The organism is Rhizobium sp. 42MFCr.1, from assembly GCF_000377185.1.
Lineage (GTDB): Bacteria > Pseudomonadota > Alphaproteobacteria > Rhizobiales > Rhizobiaceae > Rhizobium > Rhizobium altiplani.
This window is the reverse complement of sequence record NZ_KB897820.1, coordinates 302,551-322,488: the sequence shown is the minus strand read 5'-3', so window position 1 is coordinate 322,488 and position 19,938 is coordinate 302,551. Positions and strand designations below refer to the sequence as shown.

Genomic DNA, 19,938 nt, shown 5'->3' with positions numbered 1-19,938 from the left:
TATGTTCCGGAATCTGATTCCGCTTCTTGCAGACCGGTACCATGTCGTCGCGCCGGATTATCCGGGCTACGGGCAAAGCGCCACTCCCGATCGCAGTACGTATGCCTATACGTTTGCCGCGACCGTCGACATCGTCGACAAGCTGATGGTTCGTCTGGAAGCCAAGAGCTACGCGATGTACGTCATGGATTATGGCGCGCCGGTCGGCTATCGCCTGGCGCTGAAGCATCCGGAACGGGTCAGCGGCCTGATCATCCAGAACGGCAATGCCTATGATGAAGGACTGAAGGAATTCTGGGATCCCATCAAGACCTACTGGTCCGATGGATCAGCAAAGAGCCGCGAAGCGCTCTCCGGCTTGCTCACGCTCGAAACCACCAAGTTCCAGTACACCGACGGCATGGAAGACGTGTCGCGCATTAGCCCGGACAACTGGGTTCACGACCAAGCCCTTCTGGATCGCCCTGGGAACAAGGACATCCAGCTCGATATGCTGTACGATTACCGAACCAACGTGCCGCTATATCCTGACTTCCAACGTTTCTTTCGTGAGCGCAAGCCACCCACGCTCATCGTCTGGGGCAAGAACGATTTTATCTTTCCCGAGGCAGGCGCTCATCCTTACCTCAAGGATCTACCGGATGCAGAAATCCATATCCTGAACTCAGGTCATTTTTTGCTCGAAGAAAAGCTGGATGTCGCTGCTCCCCTTATCAACGACTTCCTGGATCGCAACGTCGCCAAGAAGTGACTAGCCATGGTCGCCGGCGGTGTGACCGAAGCTCCGCCAAATCGAGGTCGCACCGCTGAATAGCGGATACTATATTTCGAACTTGGGAGCTCACCCCATGCCTTACCATTTTTTGGAAGTTGCAATCACTCCGAATGTGCGACAGGCTCAAGCTGAAATGGGTGCTGATCAGATATGGTTAGGCGAGCACCATTGCGCGTCTGATAGTTTCACCGAGAGTGAACTTGCCTTCATCGCGGCACGAGACAGCTTCTATATCGCCTCTGTGTCGGAAACCGACTGGCCCTATGTCCAGCATCGCGGTGGGCCGCAGGGCTTTCTCAAAGCCGTCGACAACAAGACGCTGGCTTTCGCCGACTACCGGGGTAACCGCCAATATATCAGCACCGGCAACTTTGCCGCAAACGACCGGGCCTGTATGTTTTTAGTCGATTATCCGCGACGCGCCCGTCTCAAGATCTATATGCATGTCGAGACGCTGGCACTCGATGCTGACCCGGCACTGACCGACCTTGTTTTCGATGCGGCTACCGGGCGAAGACCGAGCGGATATTACGGCTACGCCTGGAGGCCTTCGACTGGAATTGCCCTCAGCACATCACTCCCCGCTACACCGAAGGCGAGGTGGAGAAAGCGGTGACCCCGTTGCGCGAGCGACTGGCTGAACTGGAATCGGAAAATGCACAGCTGCGTGCCCGGCTCGCCGCCGCCTTGGGAGTAAAATAATGGACGCCACAAGACCACCTTTGCCTCGATTTGCCGAGGATGGCTGGAATAGTCTGAACCCCGAAAAGGTAGCGCTGGCCTATAGCAAGGACAGCCAGTGGCGCAACCGCTCGGAATTTGTAACCGGCCGCGAAGCGATCGTTGGCTTTCTAACCCGGAAATGGCAACGCGAGCTCGAATACAGGCTGATCAAGGAGCCTTGGCGTCTACCGACAATCGTATCGCGGTTCGCTTCGCCTTTGGCTCTCCTCACAGGGCCTGACGGCGATGTTCGCTTAGAGGACCATTTGTGCCGGACGCAGTTCGTCACAGATGTATCGGGTGAACGAATGCCTAACCTGGCTTGTTCGCGTGGGATATAAGGGCCGATCTCGTGCACGTGGACGGTGCCCTCGCCGAGTTGTTTGGTCTCGATCCACACGAAACGGAGCGAGGCTTGCCGGTCCCGTGTGGTGGAAACCGGGAGCGGTATAGCCATATAACATGCTCGAAGCTGCCCTGCGCTCGCGCGCAGGGGTATTGGTTTGTGCTCCTTTCAAGTGGCGATGACGCCACACGGCGGCCCTTGTGGCCCGAGTTTCGCCAATCTTCTGAGGTCTCCAATTCGGATCCCTCTTGCATCTATGGCAGTGATGCAAGGGGCTGAACCCACCGCCAAGATCAGCCGCCGAGTACAAATCGAGAAAATGCCAGAGAGTTTCGAGCATCCTCGTCCATTTTCGTTTCGTCTGCGCCGTCGGTGAGGTCGCGCCAGACCCTGATATCAGATCCGATCGTTCCACCAGTCTTTACGAACGGCTCCATGACCACAGCGCCGGTATAGTTGATCTCGCGAAGTGCCAGACCGACCTCGTGCCAAGGAATTCTTCCTTTACCGGGCACTCGACGGTTGCTTTCACCCGTATGGAAATGTCCGAGTAGCGGGCCGGCGGTGCGGATCGCCTCGCCGAAGCTGTCCTCCTCGATGTTCATGTGGAAGGTATCAAGCATCACTTTAACATTCTGCTTCCCGACATCCTTCACGAATGCGACACCCTCTGCGGCGGTGTTGAGAACGTGGTTCTCGAAGCGGTTCAGGACTTCGATGCAGAGGTTAATTCCCAAGTTGGCGGCGAAATCCGCAATGCCGTGAATACCCTCGACTCCGCGAGCCCGGTCGCCCTCCTTGTCGACTGGCTTCGAGTAGTCCACCGGCCAATAGGAATGCAGCGCGCCGCCGATCGTCTTGATGTCAAGCTTTGCGACGTTTGTAAGCGTTTGCTCGAAGAATGCTTTTCCCGCCTGACGCACTGCAATGTCCGGTGATGAAAGATTCTTGGATTTCGAAGGACCGATCCCGGCCGTGAGGACGATGTTATTGTCCGTGGCGGTCTGTCTGATTTCTGCCAGTTCGGTGTCGCTGTATTCATTGATATGGTGTGCAGCTACCTCGATGACGTCGAAGCCGAGTTTGGCTACCTTCTCGACGTAGGGGCCGAATTTTGCGCTCCACTCGTGTTCCCAGTAAGAGTAGTAAATTCCGTGTTTCATAGGAGTCTCCAATGTAGAAGATCCCGCCGAATGTCCCTGGCGGGGTTGGCAGTGGCGGACCGCAGCTACCTCCGGTCGGCCTTCGCGGATCAGTTGTTCTCGATGCGGAGGTCCGGCTCGGCGCTTCCCGCTACGATCGCAAGTCCGTTCGGCAGATCGTTCTCTTCGACCTTCCGATTGATCTCCGTCGGATCGAGGCCGTAGCTCCGCCAGCGGTTCTGAAGTCTCTGCCGCAGGTGATCTTCGTCCACGTCGACGAATACGGTGAAGTCGAAAATCTCCTTCAACTTGTCCCAGGGCGACTGGCGCGCCAGCAGGTAGTTGCCTTCGCAGACAATGATGTTCGTCGACCGGGGAATTAGATTGCCGCCAGCCCGCGCGATCTCGATAGAGCGGTCGAATACCGGAACGGCAACGACGTCGTCCTCGTTGGCCTTCAAGCGCTTGAGCATGTGACGCAGACCATGAGCATCGAAGGTGTCGATTGCCCCCTTGTAAGGCCGGCGCCCCATCTGCTCCAGGACGACATCGTCATAGTGGTATCCGTCCATCGGAAACAGGGCTGCGTTGAGGTGATGATCCTTGTTGATAATCTCCACGGCGCGCTCCGCGAGCGTGGATTTACCTGAACCGGGTGCGCCCGCTACGGCTATCAGAACTCTCCGACCGTTGCTTTCGTTGAAGCGTTGCGCCGCGATCTTCGCGATCTTCCGCGCGTTTCCTTCAATCTTGCTCAAGGATTTCCTCCCATTTCCACTTCGCACTTTTCCGCTACCAACGCCGTTGAGGGCGCTGACCATTGCGAAGTCATGCCAGTTGGTATTGTGCGGCTTTGTTGCGCACGAAAGAGAGGCCATTGCCCATGACTTCCTCCTCGTCACGCGCAACCGGCCGCCAGGTCGATATGTCGCCGGCCATCTCCGGCGGCATGCTGACGAAACTCTCCAGGGTAAGCGCGCCCTTGAAGCCGATCGCCGACAAAGCGGCGAAGATCGGATCCCAAGGCACGTTGCCTGCACCGGGGGTCCCGCGATCGCTTTCCGAAAGATGCATGTATTTGAGGTGATCGCGCGCGGCCAGGATGCCGTTTGCGGCCCCCTTCTCCTCGATGTTCATGTGGAACGTGTCGAGATGGACGAACACGTTGTCCACACCGATGCGTTCGACCAAAGCCACGGCTTGTTCGGCCGAGTTGACCAGATGGTTTTCGTACCTGTTCACGGCCTCAACGCCGAACTGGATGCCCTGGGATTTGGCATGCTTCGCGGCCGCCTCGAGCGCACGCGTGACGTTGTCGTACTCTGCCTGTGTCGGAGGAGCTCCAGTGCGTTCGTTGGTACCGCCGTAGGTGACGCCCGTAAGTGCCTCGGCGCCCATCTTGGCCGCCTTGTCTATCGCCACCTTCAGGTGACGGATGGCGGCGTCCGGCCTTACCGAGGCCCATGCCGCTTCCGGCAGTACGAGCGAGCATGCTGCACGCAGGCCATGTTTTTCCAAAAGATCGCGAGTGTGCTTGGCATCGACCGACGGCGCGTCAGCAAGTGGAATTTCGATAAATTCCATCTTGTACTTTTTAGCACCGGCAATGGCCCGCTCCGCGCCTGCGCGGTCCCAGTTCATAGTCCACATGCTCGCGTGAATTCCAAAACCTTGCACGGTCATCCCTTCTTTCTGCGTGATGCGATGTACGTTGAAACGATAGTTCTTGCCGCCATGACGACGATCATCAGCACGCCCCAGAGCGCCGTTGCCAGATGCTGGTTTGCACCCATCAGGTTCAAACCCGACGAAAGGAGCTGGAGCACGATGAGAGCGACAAAGACCGGCAATACGCGACCGAAACCGCCGAACGGATCGATGCCGCCGAGAAACGCGGCAAGCACGGTGATCAGCAGATAGGACTCGCCGTGGCCGACGCGGACCGAATTGAAGCGGGCGAGCATTATCACACCTGCGACGGCGCACATCAGACCCGACAGCGTGTAGACCAGCATCAGTATGCGACGCGTATTCAGGCCGGAGTATCGAGCCGCCTCGATATTTGAGCCGATCATCAGCAGGCCGAAGCCGAGCTTGAAGCGCGTCAGCAGAAGCTGCCAAATCCCGACGCAGGCTATGAAAATCAAGAGCGGAATAGGAAATCCGAAGATCGACCCGTGTCCGATAGGAGCGATGAAGCTCGGAAACCCGGACACGTCGCCGCCTCGGGTGAGGAACTCGCCAAGCCCGCGCAAGAAGATCATCATCGACAGCGTGACAAGGATCGGGTGGGCCCGCGTGTAGGCAATGGCAGCGCCGGTCATGAGGCCTGCGGCGCCGCCCGTCGCCAGCGCGGCAAGGACGCCCAGCAGGAATGCACTCGGCGAGGCATCTACGCCGCCGTACGATTGCATGACCCAGGCGGCGGCCAGTCCAGATAGGTTTGCGGTGAACGTCACCGAGAGGTTGATCCCGCCGGTCAAAAGTGGCAGCAGCATCGCGAGCGTCAGAAGCCCGAGTTCGGGAAGCTGGAATGCCACCGATCCGAAGGTTGCCGACGAAATGAAGTTATTGGCGGCCAGTCCGAAGATCACCATCACTGCTAAGAATGCGATCGCCGGGCCGGTCATATCCGCGCCGAAGGTGGCGTTGAACTTTTGAGCGATGGCTTTCATGAGTGCGAGCTCCCCCTTTTGGCGTTGCTTTTCGCGAGGAATGGCAGAAGCTTGTCGATGCGCGCGGAAGAGAGCGTGATGGCGATGAGGATGATTGCGCCGACGATCATCTTGAACGCGAAGGGCGACACGCCCATCAGGTTGAGACCGTTTTGCGTGATCGAAACCATCAGGACGCCGAGGACGCAGCCAATAACGGATCCCTTACCGCCACCCAGCCGCGCACCACCGAGAACCGTGGCGGCGAGGACGTCGAGTTCGCGACCGTAAAGCGCATTCGGAACAACTTCCTCGGCGTAGTGAGCCTGCATCAGGCCGGCGATGCCAGCCATCAGGCCAAGCCATCCAAAGGAGATGTAGTGCATGGCGCCGATGTTGATCCCGAAGCGACGAGCTCCTTCAGGATTGTCGCCGAAAGCGTAAAGCTGGCGGCCAATCGTCGTCCTCGAGATCATAAACCAGGTCGCAAAGCAGCAGAGGATCATCACCACCACCGGAAGTGTGAGTTCGACCCACGATCCATCGGCCATCTCGTGTTCAAAGAACACGACGTGCGTCGTCAGCCATTCCGGCAGATCGTAGATCGACACGCCCTTGGTGAAGAACATCAGCAGTCCGAAGAAGATGTTGAAGGTCGAGATCGTCGCTACGATCGAGATGATGTGAAGCCGGTAGACCAATGCGGCATTGATCAGCCCGAGGCCAATCCCAACCGCCCCCGCGATGATGAAGCCTTCCGCCCAGTTGCCGCCACCCAGTGCGCCAAGCGCAAGCGCCGTGACGTATTGGACCACCGATGCGGCAACGGCGAAGGAGATGTCGATCCCGCCAGAAATCAAGACGACTAGAAGTCCGACGGCAAAGATGATGTTGACGGCCGAGACGTTCAGCACATCAAAAGCGTTCGAGATCGTAAGAAAACGGTCGGTGCCAAAAGACAGCCCGATGCAAAGCACGACCATGACCGCCAGAAGTGTGAATTCGGTTGTGTGTCCAAGGATCAGCCTACGCATAGACGGCAGACTCCAGTTCGCTGAGCGACAACTGTCGCGGATCATAGGTCGCGTGGATCTTGCCCTCGACCATGTGAATGATGCGGTCCGCATTGAAGTAGACCTCGGGCGGCTCGTCGGAGATCAGAATGATCGCCAGCCCCTGAGCCGCAAGCTTGCGAACAATGTCGAAGATGCCCGCTCGCGCGCCGACGTCGACGCCTACGGTTGGGGCGTCCAGGATGAGAATCTTCGGGCCGATCGCGAGCCACTTGGCGATCGCCACGCGTTGTTGGTTGCCGCCTGACAAAGTCCGGATCGGGTCGTCTGGCGTTCCAATCTTGACGCCGAGCGCCGAGATCCAATGGCTGACAACACTCGCCTTCTTGGCCGGCGAGATCATCCCGCCGGACAGCAGCTTATCAAGCGATGCCATAACAAGGTTGTCGGCGATCGACTGTGGCTGATTGAGGCCAAGCGACAAGCGGTCTTCCGAAAGGTAGGCAACACCAGCACGAATGGCGTCTCGATTGGAACCGAACCTGACCCGCTCACCTTCGATGGTGACCTCGCCCGCCTGTGGGCGGTGCATCCCGAAGAGCGTAAGAGCTAGCTCGGTGCGCCCTGCTCCGAGAAGACCGGTGATCCCGAGCGTCTCTCCTCGGCGAAGATCGAACGAAATATCCTCGAACTCGCCGGCTCGCGTCAGTCCGCGCACGGAGAGCACGACCGCCTCGTTGTCGTGATCGGTGGCGACAACGGAACTGTCGAAGTTCCTGCCGGTCATCAGTTCGGTTACTCGTGACTGCGTCATCCCCTCGACCGGGAAGACACCAACAAGCGCCCCGTCGCGGAGCACGGTCATTCGGTCGGATATTTCAAGAACTTCCGCAAGACGGTGCGACACGAAGACCACCGCCACTCCTGAAGCGGAAAGGTTGCGGACGATGTCAATGAGATAGTCGGTTTCCGATTGGGTCAGCGACGCCGTCGGCTCATCCATGAAGACGAGCCGGGCTTCGCCCACAAGGGCGCGCGCTATCGCAACGATCTGGCGCTGCGCGATCGGCAACTCCTTGAGTGGGAGATGAATGTCGATGCTCACCCCAAGGCGAGCGAGTGCCTTTTCAGCCGCGTCCTCGATGGCACGCTTGTCGACAAGCCCATATTTGCCGTTGACTGCATACTGGAAGCCTATGTTTTCGGCGACGCTCATTTCGCCGAACAGCGCCAAGTCTTGCCAGATCACCTGGATCCCGAGCGATTGCGCCAGAGTGGGTGTCATGGCAGAGATCGGGTTGCCGTCGAAATAAAATTCAGCACCGTCCTGTGGCTTGTAGACGCCGGTAATCACCTTGATGAGCGTGCTCTTGCCGCATCCGTTCTCGCCAGCGAGACAGTGGACTTCTCCGGGGTTTACCTCGAAGGACACACCCTTCAGCGCGCGTACGCCGCCAAAGGTGACCTTGATGTTCTTGAGTGAAAGCAGCGGTTCGACGCTCATGGCATATCCTCCTGTTCAACCGCTGCTTCAGCGGTCGGCCCCAGGTTTTGCATTGTCCGTAAGGGGGTCGCGGGGAATATGTCCCCGCGACCCCAGGGCGTGGGTCCCGGGAGGATTAAAGGCCCATGCCAACGAGCTTGTCGATGCTGTCCTTGTTGATGGCCAGCAGTTGGTCGACGATGATGGTGTTGCCCTCGGGATTGATCTTTCCAAGGCCCTCAATGTCGTCGCCAGCCTTCGGCGTCTCGCCCTTGGAAATTCGGTCGGCAAGCGTCACGAAGACCTCGCCAGCCTGCTTCGGGTTCCACATGAAGCCGCCCGTCAAAGCACCTGATTTGATGAGCTTTGCTCCCTGCCCTGGAGAGAACGGGCCGATGACGAATACCTTTCCGTCCTTACGGCGCTCTTCCACTGCGCGACCTGCGCCAATCGGACCCTGCGAACCGAATGCCAGGAAGCCCGTGAGATCGGCATTGGCCGCCATAAGGTCGAGAGCAGTCGAGCGACTCTTGTCGACGTCTTCGGCAACACCATAGCGGTCGCCCACCAGCTTCATGTCGGGATAGTTGGCCTTGATATAGGCGATCGCCGCGTCGGCCCAAGCGTTGTGCAGCGGAACGGTCAAGGATCCGACGAACACCGCATAGGAGCCCTTGCCGCCCATCTTCTCGGCGAGGAGCTTGCCATGTGCTTCGCCGAAGCCCTTGGCCGAAGCGAGTTCAAAATCCCAGTCGGCACCGACCTGCTTGGGCGATTCATGCGTGATGACCTTGATGCCGGCCTCCTGCGCCTTCTTCAGAACCGGCTCCAGTACCTTCGCGTCATTCGGCACCACGCCGATATAATCAACCTTCTGCGCGATCAGATCTTCGATGGCGCGGACCTGGAGTGCCGGGTCTGCACTGGTCGGCCCAACCATAAAGCCTTCGACGCCGAGCTTGGCACTTTGTTCCTTGATCCCAGCTTCCATGGCATTGAACCACGGGATGCCGCCGATTTTAACGACGACGCCGATCTTCGGACCAGCGAAGGCGGTGGATGCCAGAAGTACAAGCGACAGACCAAGCGTTGCGGCGAGCAGTTTTCTCATTGGATCTTTCCTCCTCCAATAGTGCTGACAAGCAAGATCCGTTCACAGGAACGGTAGCGTTCCGGCGTTGAACGTTTCGGCTCCGACCATCGGAACCTCCTCCCTGTCACCTCCTCTAAGTGACTTGCCATCGCGCACAATCGCTCTTGCAATTGAGCACCATCGATGGTGCAATAACATTAACACGGAACGGACTTTCGTCAAGAGGACCATTGATCTAGAGAAACGGAGCGGTGGAGGAGTCTGCGAATGACGGAAAAAGAGCAAAAGAAAGCAACAATTTACGATCTTTCGGTGATCTCGGGCGTAACCGCCTCGACTGTAGCCTCCGTCCTCAATGGCACGTGGCGGAAGCGACGGATATCGGAAGAAACAGCCGAAAAGATCCTGTCGCTCGCAAAAGCGCATCGCTACACAGCCAATCGCCAGGCTCGGGCGTTGAGAAGTTCCCGCTCGGGACTGGCCGGACTGCTCTTGCCTGTTTACGACACCCGCTTCTTTTCCTCGATGGCTCAGACCTTCGAGGCACAGGCACGCAAGCGCGGACTACTGCCGGTGGTCGTCTCCGGCCGGCGCGATCCTGAGGAAGAACGGCGCACCGTAGAGTCGTTGATCGCGTATTCGATTGATTCGCTGTTTATCGCAGGCGCCACTGATCCGGACGGCGTCCATCAGGTGTGCGCCCGTGCGGGATTGCCGCACGTGAATATCGACCTTCCCGGCAAGTACGCATCGTCGGTGATCTCGGACAACCGACGAGGTGCAGAAGCGCTGACCTCGGCAATTATCCGCCACGCTGAAGGAATGGGGCCACTCGGCGCTGAGGACGTATTCATGTTTGGCGGCCGCGACGACCATGCCAGCCGCGATCGCATCCTGGGCTTTCATGCGGTGAAGCGATCTATTTTTGGAGTGGATACCGAGGGCGATATCGAGACCACGGGATACTCGCCGGGCATGACACAGCTTGCCTTCGAGCGGTTCTTCGAACGCCATGGCAGGCTGCCGCGCTGCTTCTTCATTAACTCGTCCATAAATTTCGAGGGGTTGCTGCGCTTCATGAGCCGCCACGACGGGGTAGCATTCGAAGATATCGTGGTCGGATGTTTCGACTATGATCCGTTTGGTTCATTTTTGCCGTTTCCGGTCTATATGATCAGGCCGAACACAGCTGATATGCTCGAAAGAGGCTTCGAGCTTTTAGAAGAGCAGGACACGAACCCACAGCTCGTGATGATCGAGCCACAGTTGGTTCCGCCGCGAACTGCGTTGGAAGGGCCGCTCGACGCTTTGAAGGATCCGATTGCGGTACATGACCTCGCGCGTCGATGACGTGGTGAAACGTCTCGATCCGTAGGAGGTGAGAATTCGCCACGCTTTGCGGACGGGTGCCGCCTTCAAAGGCCACGTTTGGTGCGAAGCCGCCGTTCGAGGAAAGCAGACATGGGCCTGGCTGGCTTGCGACAATTGCCGCCATGGGGGCTAATGCACTGAGATGAACGACCTCGCTACCAGGCGATGCAACGTCTCGCACGGTGCCCATAACAGAAAGCATTTGAACAAACGGATACCCTAGCATGTGGTAAGACCGGTACGAATTGCGGTCGCAATAAGCTCTTTGTGGCGTCTTGTTGATCTCGCCGGCTAGTGTGCTGCACCGAGATTTTCTGCACCAATTGAAACGGGAGGAGAGTAAATTGCGTCGTTCAGGGTGGGCGATTCTCGCTGTTCTACTCGCAATCCTCATAGCGATAGCCGTTACATGGGCATCACTTGCATTGTGGTATCGCCTTCCCGTTTCGGAGTTGGCCAGAGGCTTTGCAGCCGGGCTATTCGCTCTTTTTGGGTTGTTCACAATCACGAGATTGTTTGGCCCGTGGCGTTTCAAAGCCGTCGTCATATTCGCAGCGACGTTTGCACTTGTCCTGGTTTGGTGGCATACGATCAAGCCCCTCAAGAATGCATCCTGGGCACCCGATGTCGCTCGACAGGTCACAGGCGAATTCAACGGCGACCTGCTGACACTGACAAATGTGCGGGATTTCGAGTGGCATGGCAGCACTGACTTCCTCGAGCGATGGACGACGCGCACCTACGACATGAGTAAGCTTCGGACGATCGACCTGTTCATGTCCTATTGGGCCGGGCCAGAGATTGCCCACGTGATTTTCAGCTTTGGTTTTGAAGGTGGCGAGCAGCTTGCGTGGTCGATCGAAGTCCGTCGCCGGGTTGGAGGTGCATTCTCGCCCGTCGCCGATTTGTTCAAAAGCAATCCTTTGGTGATCATCGCAGCAGACGAACGGGATGTCGTGGGCGTCCGTTCGAACGTCCGGCGCGAAGATGTGCAAATCTACCGCCTGAAAGCATCCCCCGAACAGGCACGTGCGCTCCTGCGCGAGTATGTTGCCGACGCCAATGCCCTTGCCGCGACGCCGGCTTTCTACAACTCGCTTACGAGCAATTGCACGACGACTGTCGTCAAGATGATGCGCGTGGTCGGAGGCACCGTCCCCTTCGACTGGCGTCTCATCGTCAATGGCTATCTCCCGGACTACGCCTACGATCATGGGGCGTTGGATATGTCAGCGTCGCTCGCTGACCTAAGAACCGCCGCTCATATTGACCAGCGGGCGCGGGTCGACGCATTGTCGCCGCACTTCTCAAAGTCGATACGCGTCGGCGTACCTTCGCCACCGCCGGCGGATCCGCAATAAGCGAGAGACGTGCCATTGTTTCGATCGCGCCTGGAAGCTGCCGAAACCTCGAAAGGAGGAATAGCTTCACGTCGCGGTGACGCAGGTTTGCCAGCGAGACAACACTCCTTGCTTGGGAAGAATGCGTGAGGCCGCGATCTCCCAAGTTACAGGCTAGCGGTCAGCGTTGGAAGGTAAGATGGATGGTTCCGCTTGGCGCCGTTTCAGCTTTGACTTCGTAGCCAGTCTCCAGACCGCGCAGATCGTCCCATAAGCGTACCCCGCGACCGAGCAGGATCGGCGCAATTGCAACGTGAAGGCGATCGACAAAACCTGCTCTCAGAAAGTCACGAACAACAGTCGGCCCACCGCCGATCCGCACATCCTTGCCGCGCGCCGCCGCAACAGCCTGCTGGAGCGCATCAACCGGAGTGGTATTGAGGAAATGGAAAGTGGTACCGCCAGCCATTTCTATGGAGGGGCGAGGCTTGTGTGTGAGAACGAAGACCGGAACTCGGAAGGGCGGCTCCTCGCCCCACCAACCACACCAGTTCGGATCGTCGGGGAAGTTGTGGAGCCCGAACATGCCGGCGCCCATGATCTCGGCGCCCACATTGGCGAAATATTCCTTCGCGTGGTCGTCATCGACGCCGATGGTCCCGGCTCCGCTGGTATCCTTGAGCACGCGCTCACGGAAAGTTCGCGTTGCCACATATGCGCCGACCAGGCGCGGCCAGTCCTCCCCGAACGGGACTTCGGGCGTTTGATCCGTCGTGGTCGCAAAACCATCGAGCGAGATCATGAGATCGACACGAACTGCCATGTGAGTTCTCCTTGCGAATGATTGCACCCTAGCCCGCCCCAAGCCAGGGCATCGATACTAAGGCAGATGCCTTTATAATTGATCGTTACACTAAGGCAAGTGCCTTATTGTCCTTGACCGCCATTCCAATGCGTCTTAACAATTCGCATGCCCTATCATTCGACCCCACTCGACCTTGCCTTTCACGCTCTCAGCGATCCGACGCGTCGCGCGGTCGTATCACGGCTGGCTGACGGCGAGGTGCCGGTCAGCGTTCTGGCCGAGCCGTTCGACATGGCGCTGCCCTCCTTCGCCCAGCATCTCAAGGTACTGGAAGATTGCGGACTGATCGCCAGCGAGAAGCGCGGGCGCAGCCGCTGGTGCCGGTTGGTACAGGCGCGCTTCGACGAGGCGGCGGACTGGATGATAGCGGAGCGCAGGCGCTGGACCGAGCGGTTGGATCGTCTGGAGGTCTACCTGGACAAAGCGGGAGAGGTTGATTGATGAAGACCATGGCAACCCTGTTTGACACCTGGTCGCTTGATCGAGAAATTGTGCTGGTGAAGCTGCTCAATCACTCGCGTGACAAGGTCTTTGCCGCCTGGATGGACCCCACGGCGCTTGCCGAATGGTACGGTCCGGCCGGCCTTAGGATCGAGAGCCATGAGGCCGATATCCGTGAGGGTGGGCTCTGGCGGTTCGACATGGTGGGCGTGTTCGAGGGCCAGGAGCAGCGCTTCCCGAATCTGATGCGCTTTCTGGAGATCGTGCCGAACGAGCGGATCGTGATGGACTATGGCACACCCGACCCGGACGACCCCGACCGCTTCCGCGTCACGGTGACTTTCGATGAGCAGGCCGACGGCAAAACCGTGCTGACCTTGCGCCAGCTCCACCCCAGCCCCGTACGGCGTCGGATTGTTATCGGGTTTGGCGCAGTCGAATACGGACTGCAAACCCTGGATGGCCTGGCAGCATGGCTCGACCGCTGAGCGTTTGGCCTATCAGTCCCTAGGTCACCATTGACTGAGGCTGCTACAAGCCTTGCCCGGAGACAATGACCACAATGGGCCCGGAAGGAAATCAGCCATGGAGGGCCCGTTTGACGGGAGATTCCCTAACGTCAATCCTTGGCTAGTGCACGCGCATCTTGGCCGCGGTTACTGCTTCCAGAAACTTTGCACGCGCGACTTCGGCGTCGACGCGACCGGCAAGGGCACCTCGGCAGGCATTTCGCGCCTGCAGGAAGGACAGCGTTTCACAGTCCTCCCAGCTATCTTTCAGAAACAGGACGGCATCGAAGGCGCTCGATACGAATTCGCTACCTCGCGAGCCCACCGAGATTTGAACGGGCTTCTCCCACTTGACGATTGACATGACGATCTCCCTACTGGCTCTGGCGACGGGCAAACGTGCAATTCGTGGAAGAGTTCCGTGACCCCTAGAGCGGTCACGAGATGCTGCCGCGAGGGCGCGGACAGCCGACGAGAAGTGTCGCCGACCGCCCACGCCTCGTGTGCTACCCAGCCCCATCCAATGATCAGCAGATACTAACCTGTTCCCGGTCTTCTCCCTACGTGGTCCAGGTAGCAGTGGTGCAAAAGCAGAGAGTCTCCTGCCTGTTGAATTGGTTAGGCTGTGTTTATCCTGTTGATAGGCGGTGGATCGTCTGCTGCCACCGGAAACTGCCCACGCGTCGGTTGTCGGAATGGCGCTGCGGGAGGGACGCCTTGGCGCGTGTCAGTTAGCAAGTTCTCGGGCCCGTCCAGAGTGAGCTTCTGGCCCGTGAGCAGTCATCCGGCGTTGCCGCCTTTGCATTCAACTGTCGTCATGTCTTGGTTGTTCGTTGCTAGAATGCCGCGTAGCTTCGACAGAGAACATACAGACTGACGCAAAATATCACCCACCTGAAGACCTGCGCGAGGATGTTCCTGTAGTTCGCCAGTCGCGTGGCGGCAATCGTGCCGATGATACCGCCACCGATGCCACCTAGAATGAAATAGCCCGCAGTAAGCCAATCGACAAAACCCGACGCGGCATAGTTCACGGCCGTCGCCAATCCGAAGGTGCCGACCGCGAGCAGCGAGGTTCCAATCGCGTTTATGAGAGGCATGCCGGTTGCGACGAGGAGACCGGGCACAATAAGGAAACCGCCCCCTATTCCGAAAAGGCCGGAACATCCGCCGGCAAAAAGCGCAATCAGGCTTGTCTTCCCGTGTGTCCGTATCGTCAGCGACTGCTCGGTAACATCCGCTCGGCTCCTCGTCCCTCGCATCATGAAGCTGACGAGCATCATCAGGAGGCCAAACATGAAGAGCAGGTTTTGGCCGTCGATGAGCTTCCCCAGACTGGAACCCAGGTAGGCACCGAGACATCCGGCGATCGCAAAGATCAAGGCGCATCGCCACCAGACATGACCCTTCACCGCATGGCCGGCCAGGTTGAGATACGCATTGGCCGAAACAGCGAGAGCCCCTGTGCCAATCGCGGTGTGTACATCGCGCATTCCGACAACATACACCAGCAGCGGCGTGGCGAGGATTGATCCGCCTCCCCCAATCAAACCGAGAATACAGCCGATCAATGATCCTGAGCTGAGAGCAAGCATAAGTTGCGGGAGACTGCCATCCACGTTGTTACGCGCCCCACGCCGATCCGGAAAATGCATCGAGGGGAATTTTTAAATAACGACGGCCGTTCTCCTCGATCGGAGGCAGTTCCCCTCCCCGTATATTCACCTGCAGCGCGTGCAAGATAAGCTTTGGCATGGGCAGGATCCTGTCGCGGGCTTCCCGCAAGGCGATGAAGTCACTTCGCGATTGGCCGGCGACATGCGGGTTCTTCCTACGCTGATCTGCAACCGAGCTTTCCCAAAGTGCCTGACGTCCTTGCGGCATGTAGTCATGGCCGGTGAACAGGCGCGTCTCCTCCGGCAGGCTCAGGATGTCCTGGATTGACTGCCACAGGCTGGCTGCGCTGCCGCCCGGAAAATCAGCGCGGGCGGAGCCGCTCTCGGGCATGAACAGTGTATCATGGATGAAGGCTGCGTCGCCCACGACGTAGGTAATCGACGCCAGGGTATGGCCGGGCGAATGCATGACGCGGACCTCGAGCTCGCCGATGTTGAATGTGTCACCATCACGAAAGAGCCGATCCCATTGCGAACCGTCGCATGCGAAATCATGCCAGTTGTAGATATCTTTCCAGATCTGCTGCACTGCCGTCACATGCTCACCGATCGCCGTCGGCGCTCCGGTTTTTGCCTTGAGATAACTGGCTGCCGAAAAGTGGTCCGCATGAGGATGCGTGTCCAAGATCCACTCGAGCTTCAGGTCGTTGCCCGCGATGTAATCGAGGATGATGGTCGCATTGATCGAAGCGGTCGTGCCGGACTTCTCATCGAAATCCAGCACCGGGTCGATGATGGCGCAGTTTCGCGTTTTGGGGCACGAGACGACATACTGGATACTGCCAGTGCGCGGGTCGTAAAATCCGGCGACCTCAGGTTTTTGCATGGGGGCTGCCCTCTGGTGCTGCTCAACGCGCAAAGAAGATCGCTCGGCTCGGCTCGACGTCGTAATCCTTTTCGAAGGTCGTCGCGTCAGTTGCGATTGTCGCCACTGAATCGAGAATGAACTGCACCTTCTCGTCTGGTAGCAGCACACTAAAGTTCAGCCGGACAAAGCCGGGCTTCTTTAGTTCATCTCCCGAGAGAATGGCCTGTCTGATCTCCTCGCTCTGCTGTTCATCGATCGACAGCAGTCGGTGGACATAAGGCCCGGCACAAGCGCAGCCACCGCGCGCCTGGATTCCGAAGCGGTCACTGAGCATTCGCGTCACCAGTTGCTGGTGGACGTAGCCGCCCTTCCCGTTCCTCACTCTGAAGGAAAAGATCGGCAGCCGGTCGGCATTGGACAGACCGAGCAACTCCAGTTGCGGGACGTCCTTCCAGGCGTGGAGTGCACGTCGTGCTAGCTCGCGATTGCGCATCGTCATCGCATCAGCCCCGATCGCATCCTTGACGATGAATGCGAGGGCCGCACGGATATCACCGACCACATTCGGTGTACCGGCTTCTTCGCGCGATTCGAGACTGTCGCTATAATCATGCGTCTGCGGCGAGACGAACCTCACCGTGCCACCACCCGGCCAGGTCGGTTTCTTCGTCGAAAGCCCGTCGCGCCGAAGGATCATGATTCCGGAGGCACCTGGGCCACCGATGAACTTGTGCGGCGAAACAACGATCGCGTCGATTTCCGCATCGGCGGCAGGGGACATGGAAATCGGCACATAGGGACCGGCCCCCGCATAGTCCCAAATCATCTTTGCGCCAGCAGCCTTGACCATCGCAGTAATCGCCGCGACGTTGCTGGTGATGCCGGTGATGTTTGATGCAGCAGACAGCGTGCACACAACCAAATCGGCGTTACCGTGCTCGAGCGCATCTGTCAGCAGCGACAGGTCAGGTCCGCCCGATGGACCCTCGGCGATCTCGACAACCTCCGCACCACTTTCCCGCCAGGGCAGGATGTTGGAGTGATGCTCGTAAGGGCCGACAACAATGCGAACGTGCTTACCAGCCGAGACCGCCTCGGCAATGCCATAGAGCTTGACGAGGCGATTGATGCCAGACGTCGCGCCTGAGCCCGTGAAAATTACCGCATGTTGTTCACTCGCCCCGCAGAATTCCCCGATCATCGCGCGTGCTTCCCGGCGCATACGGGTCATGAATCCTCCGCAGTAGGAAGCCTCCGTGTGACTGTTGGCATAGTAGGGAAGGATGTCATCGAGGATGAAACGCTCGATTTGGTGGAGCGCGCGACCGGATGCAACGTAGTCTGCGTAGACCAGCTCCTTCGCCCCGTACGGCCCGTCGATCGTCGCATGCGATCCGACCAGTCCTTCCCGGAGGTTGTCCACGAGGCGATTGCGTTTCAAACTTCGGCGAAATCTGGAAATTGGGGATTCGGTCTGTCGCGCCGCAGGTTGTGCAAAGTCCACGATCGTTCTCCTTCGCCTCGGGGCGTTGACACCGATCGTATCCTCCTTCAGGCTCAAAAAAGTCACCTAATTTTCGCTAAGTTCTGCAAAAGACATATCGAATGAACGAAGAATCTACAAAAATTGACGATTTTGATATGAAGATACTGAGTGCGATGCAGCACGATGCCAATCTCTCGCAGCGAGATCTCGCGGAAAAGATCGGCTTGTCTCAAAATGCATGCTGGCGGCGACTGCAACGCCTTCATTCCATCGGCCTGATCAAAGGCGCACACTGCGATATCGATCTCCAGGCGCTGGGGTTAGACCTGACTGTTTTCGTGATGATCCGGACGCGTCACCATTCGAAGGAATGGAGCGAAGGATTCCGCGCGCATGTCGAGGGCCTGCCGGAGGTGATCGACTTTTATCGGATCGGCGGGGATTGGGACTATCTGATCAAGGTCATCACCAAAGGCATGTCCGGCTACGACGCATTTTATCAGAAACTGATCACGAACTTCGACCTTGCAACGGTGACAGGCTTCTTTTCCATGGAAGCGATCATCAACAATCGGCCGGTCGAGTTGAGAAAACTGACCTCCAGGGCCCCGGGATCCACCCCGCCGAAAGCTACCCCGACGCGTGACCGCCTCTAGTGCCTCAGCAACGGTCTGAATCCATCCGCCGGTGTTGCTTTCTCACCGCAAACATCCCCGTGGACGAAGAAAACGATCAACATTTTCGACCGCAAGGGAATTCCATTTTGGGGGGTGCAAGGCAGCGACACGGGCTCAACCTGCTTCTCCTTCGACACCGACCGCCTTGCAGAAAGCGGCAGGAGGGTGCCGCTCAACTCCTCGCCGGGTCCGTCCCGGGTCTCGCCAAACTCAGTCGCACACCCTGGGCTGTCTCGCCCGCCGCGGGGAGATACAAGGCGTTGCCAGAAGGGCGGCGTCCGCCAGCCGTCGGTTGGACGTCCGGCGGTGAGCGAAGTTGAACAGGCACGCAAGGAGAGCCTGTTCCGGGAAAGCGATTACCCCTTCGATTCGACGAGGATCACCAGAGACTCCGGCACCACCCCGTCGAAGGCCATCGCATCGGCGGCGGCCTTGCTCTGCATCGCCGCCTGCAAGCCATCCATATCCGCAACGTCCATCATCAACGCCACGCGAGTGGGATCCTGAGGATCAACAAACGTTCGGATGTTGGTAACCCCGAGCGGACCAAAAAACTCCTCCCGCTTTGGTGAGGTGAGCCAGTGTTTCGCGCCCTTAGTGATGTTGTGATAGCCAATAATCGTCGGCATGGCATCCTCCCTGCGACGACGACGGCGGCCGGATCAGGGGCCGCGCTCCATCGCGCAAAGCTACTGTGCCCTGTTTTTGCTTTGGTGTGAATTGGTGGCGGTGGGATGACGAGTTCCACGTCACCGAGTTCGTGATGAAATCCACACGCAGGATCAGTCGTCTGGTGGCGAATGAAATCCAGATGGCAGGAAGGACCCAACCGGGGGGACTTCGATATCCTGCCGAGACGAAGCGGATGGTCGGCGAACGCTGAACGCGGCGGCAATCGCCCTAAATCCGATCGGGCGATAGGCAGGATCGTCGCCCGGTTCGCCAAGGTCCTTCGATTTCGGATCTTTCAACGCACCGTCCTCCCGACCCCGCAACGACAAGGTCAGATAATACCAGCCTTTCTCTACGCCCGCCAAGGAAGAGGCTGCTGTCCGATGCCGTTAGTGTCTCCATTGGAGAGACCAACCCGCCACGGTAACCTTGACGACGCGCTGACCGACTCCATTCTCTTCGCGAAGAGAGGTGCCCCGATCTTCCGAAGGCAATCCAGACCGTTTCCGGCATTGTCAGGAGCACATGGAAGCTGCGTTTTCGGCCCTGTCCGACGCCGCGATCCTGGCAAGGATGGAATGTTGAAGAGGTGACCGCCGCTTTCATCGAGTTGGCTCACAACCATATGCTGGCCCTCCTTGCCAATCGCGGTCTGGAGCGCGAATTTGCAGCTCTGAGCAAAGCGCCAGAGGACGGAACCAAGAGCTGGATTGGCGCGTCTTCAACTTTTGCTTCTTGCTGCCAGAGATTTGCTTCTAGCCGCCAGCCATCTTGCTGGTGCCGCCTCGACTATCCATTTCGATGCAACGGTGTGGAAGCGCTTTGGGACCTTCCGATCTCTTAAGGAGGACAGTAGATGACTAG

The 19,938-nt window shown here is 58.3% G+C and carries 19 protein-coding genes and 2 pseudogenes; 8 read left to right on the top strand and 13 right to left on the bottom strand.

The genetic code is table 11. The annotated features are described in order from the left end of the window. The 3 genes and pseudogenes from C934_RS0105530 to C934_RS31635 form a co-directional block, all read left to right on the top strand. Positions 1 to 751, top strand: a 751-nt coding sequence (locus C934_RS0105530; protein WP_018855709.1) for an alpha/beta fold hydrolase, incomplete at its 5' end; no start/stop codon positions are given. Positions 752 to 848: 97 nt separating this feature from the next. Continuing rightward, positions 849 to 1,477 (top strand): annotated as a pseudogene (locus C934_RS31640) (pyridoxamine 5'-phosphate oxidase family protein). Beyond that, positions 1,477 to 1,718 (top strand): annotated as a pseudogene (locus C934_RS31635) (DUF1348 family protein); the annotation flags it as partial. The pseudogenes C934_RS31640 and C934_RS31635, both read left to right, overlap by 1 nt. Before the next feature lie 419 nt (positions 1,719 to 2,137). Here C934_RS31635 and C934_RS0105515 read toward each other — a convergent pair. The 7 genes from C934_RS0105515 to C934_RS0105485 form a co-directional block, all read right to left on the bottom strand. After that, the gene (locus C934_RS0105515) at positions 2,138 to 3,007 is read right to left on the bottom strand and encodes a D-psicose 3-epimerase (RefSeq protein WP_018855708.1); all 870 of its coding nucleotides are present in this window, start codon (positions 3,005 to 3,007) and stop codon (positions 2,138 to 2,140) included. Between the two features lie 89 nt (positions 3,008 to 3,096). Beyond that, positions 3,097 to 3,744 (bottom strand): nucleoside triphosphate hydrolase, encoded by a 648-nt coding sequence (locus C934_RS0105510; RefSeq protein ID WP_018855707.1) that lies wholly within the window; start codon positions 3,742 to 3,744, stop codon positions 3,097 to 3,099. A gap of 70 nt (positions 3,745 to 3,814) precedes the next feature. Beyond that, positions 3,815 to 4,669, bottom strand: a complete 855-nt coding sequence (locus tag C934_RS0105505; RefSeq protein ID WP_442965917.1) for a sugar phosphate isomerase/epimerase family protein — start codon at positions 4,667 to 4,669, stop codon at positions 3,815 to 3,817. Then, positions 4,666 to 5,661, bottom strand: coding sequence for an ABC transporter permease (locus tag C934_RS0105500; protein ID WP_018855705.1), 996 nt, complete (start codon positions 5,659 to 5,661; stop codon positions 4,666 to 4,668). Before C934_RS0105500 ends, C934_RS0105505 begins: the two co-directional genes overlap by 4 nt. Further along, positions 5,658 to 6,674, bottom strand: coding sequence for an ABC transporter permease (locus tag C934_RS0105495; RefSeq protein ID WP_018855704.1), 1,017 nt, complete (start codon positions 6,672 to 6,674; stop codon positions 5,658 to 5,660). Before C934_RS0105495 ends, C934_RS0105500 begins: the two co-directional genes overlap by 4 nt. Beyond that, a complete protein-coding gene (locus C934_RS0105490) occupies positions 6,667 to 8,157 on the bottom strand; it encodes a sugar ABC transporter ATP-binding protein (RefSeq protein ID WP_018855703.1) in 1,491 nt (496 codons plus the stop codon). Before C934_RS0105490 ends, C934_RS0105495 begins: the two co-directional genes overlap by 8 nt. A gap of 115 nt (positions 8,158 to 8,272) precedes the next feature. Next, positions 8,273 to 9,247: an autoinducer 2 ABC transporter substrate-binding protein gene (locus C934_RS0105485; protein ID WP_018855702.1), complete on the bottom strand. Its 975-nt coding sequence runs from the start codon at positions 9,245 to 9,247 to the stop codon at positions 8,273 to 8,275. Between the two features lie 249 nt (positions 9,248 to 9,496). Between C934_RS0105485 and C934_RS0105480 the strand changes: the two genes are divergently transcribed. Together C934_RS0105480 and C934_RS0105475 are read left to right on the top strand one after the other, a co-directional pair. Beyond that, positions 9,497 to 10,579 (top strand): LacI family DNA-binding transcriptional regulator, encoded by a 1,083-nt coding sequence (locus C934_RS0105480; RefSeq protein WP_018855701.1) that lies wholly within the window; start codon positions 9,497 to 9,499, stop codon positions 10,577 to 10,579. Positions 10,580 to 10,944: 365 nt separating this feature from the next. Continuing rightward, positions 10,945 to 11,961, top strand: a complete 1,017-nt coding sequence (locus tag C934_RS0105475) for an Lnb N-terminal periplasmic domain-containing protein (RefSeq protein WP_026371582.1) — start codon at positions 10,945 to 10,947, stop codon at positions 11,959 to 11,961. A 160-nt stretch (positions 11,962 to 12,121) separates the two neighbouring features. Here the strand turns inward: C934_RS0105475 and C934_RS0105470 are convergent, their stop codons facing one another. Then, complete coding sequence (locus C934_RS0105470; RefSeq protein ID WP_018855699.1) at positions 12,122 to 12,763, bottom strand: dihydrofolate reductase family protein; 642 nt, start codon at positions 12,761 to 12,763, stop codon at positions 12,122 to 12,124. Between the two features lie 147 nt (positions 12,764 to 12,910). Between C934_RS0105470 and C934_RS0105465 the strand changes: the two genes are divergently transcribed. Both C934_RS0105465 and C934_RS0105460 read left to right on the top strand, forming a co-directional pair. After that, the gene (locus tag C934_RS0105465; RefSeq protein ID WP_018855698.1) at positions 12,911 to 13,246 is read left to right on the top strand and encodes an ArsR/SmtB family transcription factor; all 336 of its coding nucleotides are present in this window, start codon (positions 12,911 to 12,913) and stop codon (positions 13,244 to 13,246) included. Then, positions 13,246 to 13,734, top strand: a complete 489-nt coding sequence (locus C934_RS0105460) for an SRPBCC family protein (RefSeq protein ID WP_018855697.1) — start codon at positions 13,246 to 13,248, stop codon at positions 13,732 to 13,734. Before C934_RS0105465 ends, C934_RS0105460 begins: the two co-directional genes overlap by 1 nt. Positions 13,735 to 13,876: 142 nt before the next feature. Here C934_RS0105460 and C934_RS35035 read toward each other — a convergent pair whose 3' ends face one another. From C934_RS35035 to C934_RS0105440, 4 genes are all read right to left on the bottom strand, one after another. Then, positions 13,877 to 14,119: a DUF982 domain-containing protein gene (locus C934_RS35035; protein WP_018855696.1), complete on the bottom strand. Its 243-nt coding sequence runs from the start codon at positions 14,117 to 14,119 to the stop codon at positions 13,877 to 13,879. A gap of 472 nt (positions 14,120 to 14,591) precedes the next feature. Then, entirely contained in the window at positions 14,592 to 15,410 is an 819-nt protein-coding gene (locus C934_RS0105450; RefSeq protein ID WP_018855695.1) for a TSUP family transporter, read from the bottom strand. After that, a complete protein-coding gene (locus tag C934_RS0105445; protein WP_018855694.1) occupies positions 15,379 to 16,257 on the bottom strand; it encodes an MBL fold metallo-hydrolase in 879 nt (292 codons plus the stop codon). Before C934_RS0105445 ends, C934_RS0105450 begins: the two co-directional genes overlap by 32 nt. 22 nt (positions 16,258 to 16,279) lie before the next feature. After that, complete coding sequence (locus C934_RS0105440) at positions 16,280 to 17,743, bottom strand: aminotransferase class V-fold PLP-dependent enzyme (protein WP_018855693.1); 1,464 nt, start codon at positions 17,741 to 17,743, stop codon at positions 16,280 to 16,282. A gap of 101 nt (positions 17,744 to 17,844) precedes the next feature. On the opposite strand from C934_RS0105440, the gene C934_RS0105435 reads away from it, so the two are divergent. Next, the gene (locus C934_RS0105435) at positions 17,845 to 18,381 is read left to right on the top strand and encodes an Lrp/AsnC family transcriptional regulator (RefSeq protein ID WP_018855692.1); all 537 of its coding nucleotides are present in this window, start codon (positions 17,845 to 17,847) and stop codon (positions 18,379 to 18,381) included. Between the two features lie 377 nt (positions 18,382 to 18,758). On the opposite strand, the gene C934_RS0105430 is transcribed toward C934_RS0105435, so the two are convergent. Continuing rightward, complete coding sequence (locus C934_RS0105430; protein WP_018855691.1) at positions 18,759 to 19,031, bottom strand: hypothetical protein; 273 nt, start codon at positions 19,029 to 19,031, stop codon at positions 18,759 to 18,761. Positions 19,032 to 19,938 lie beyond the last annotated feature (907 nt).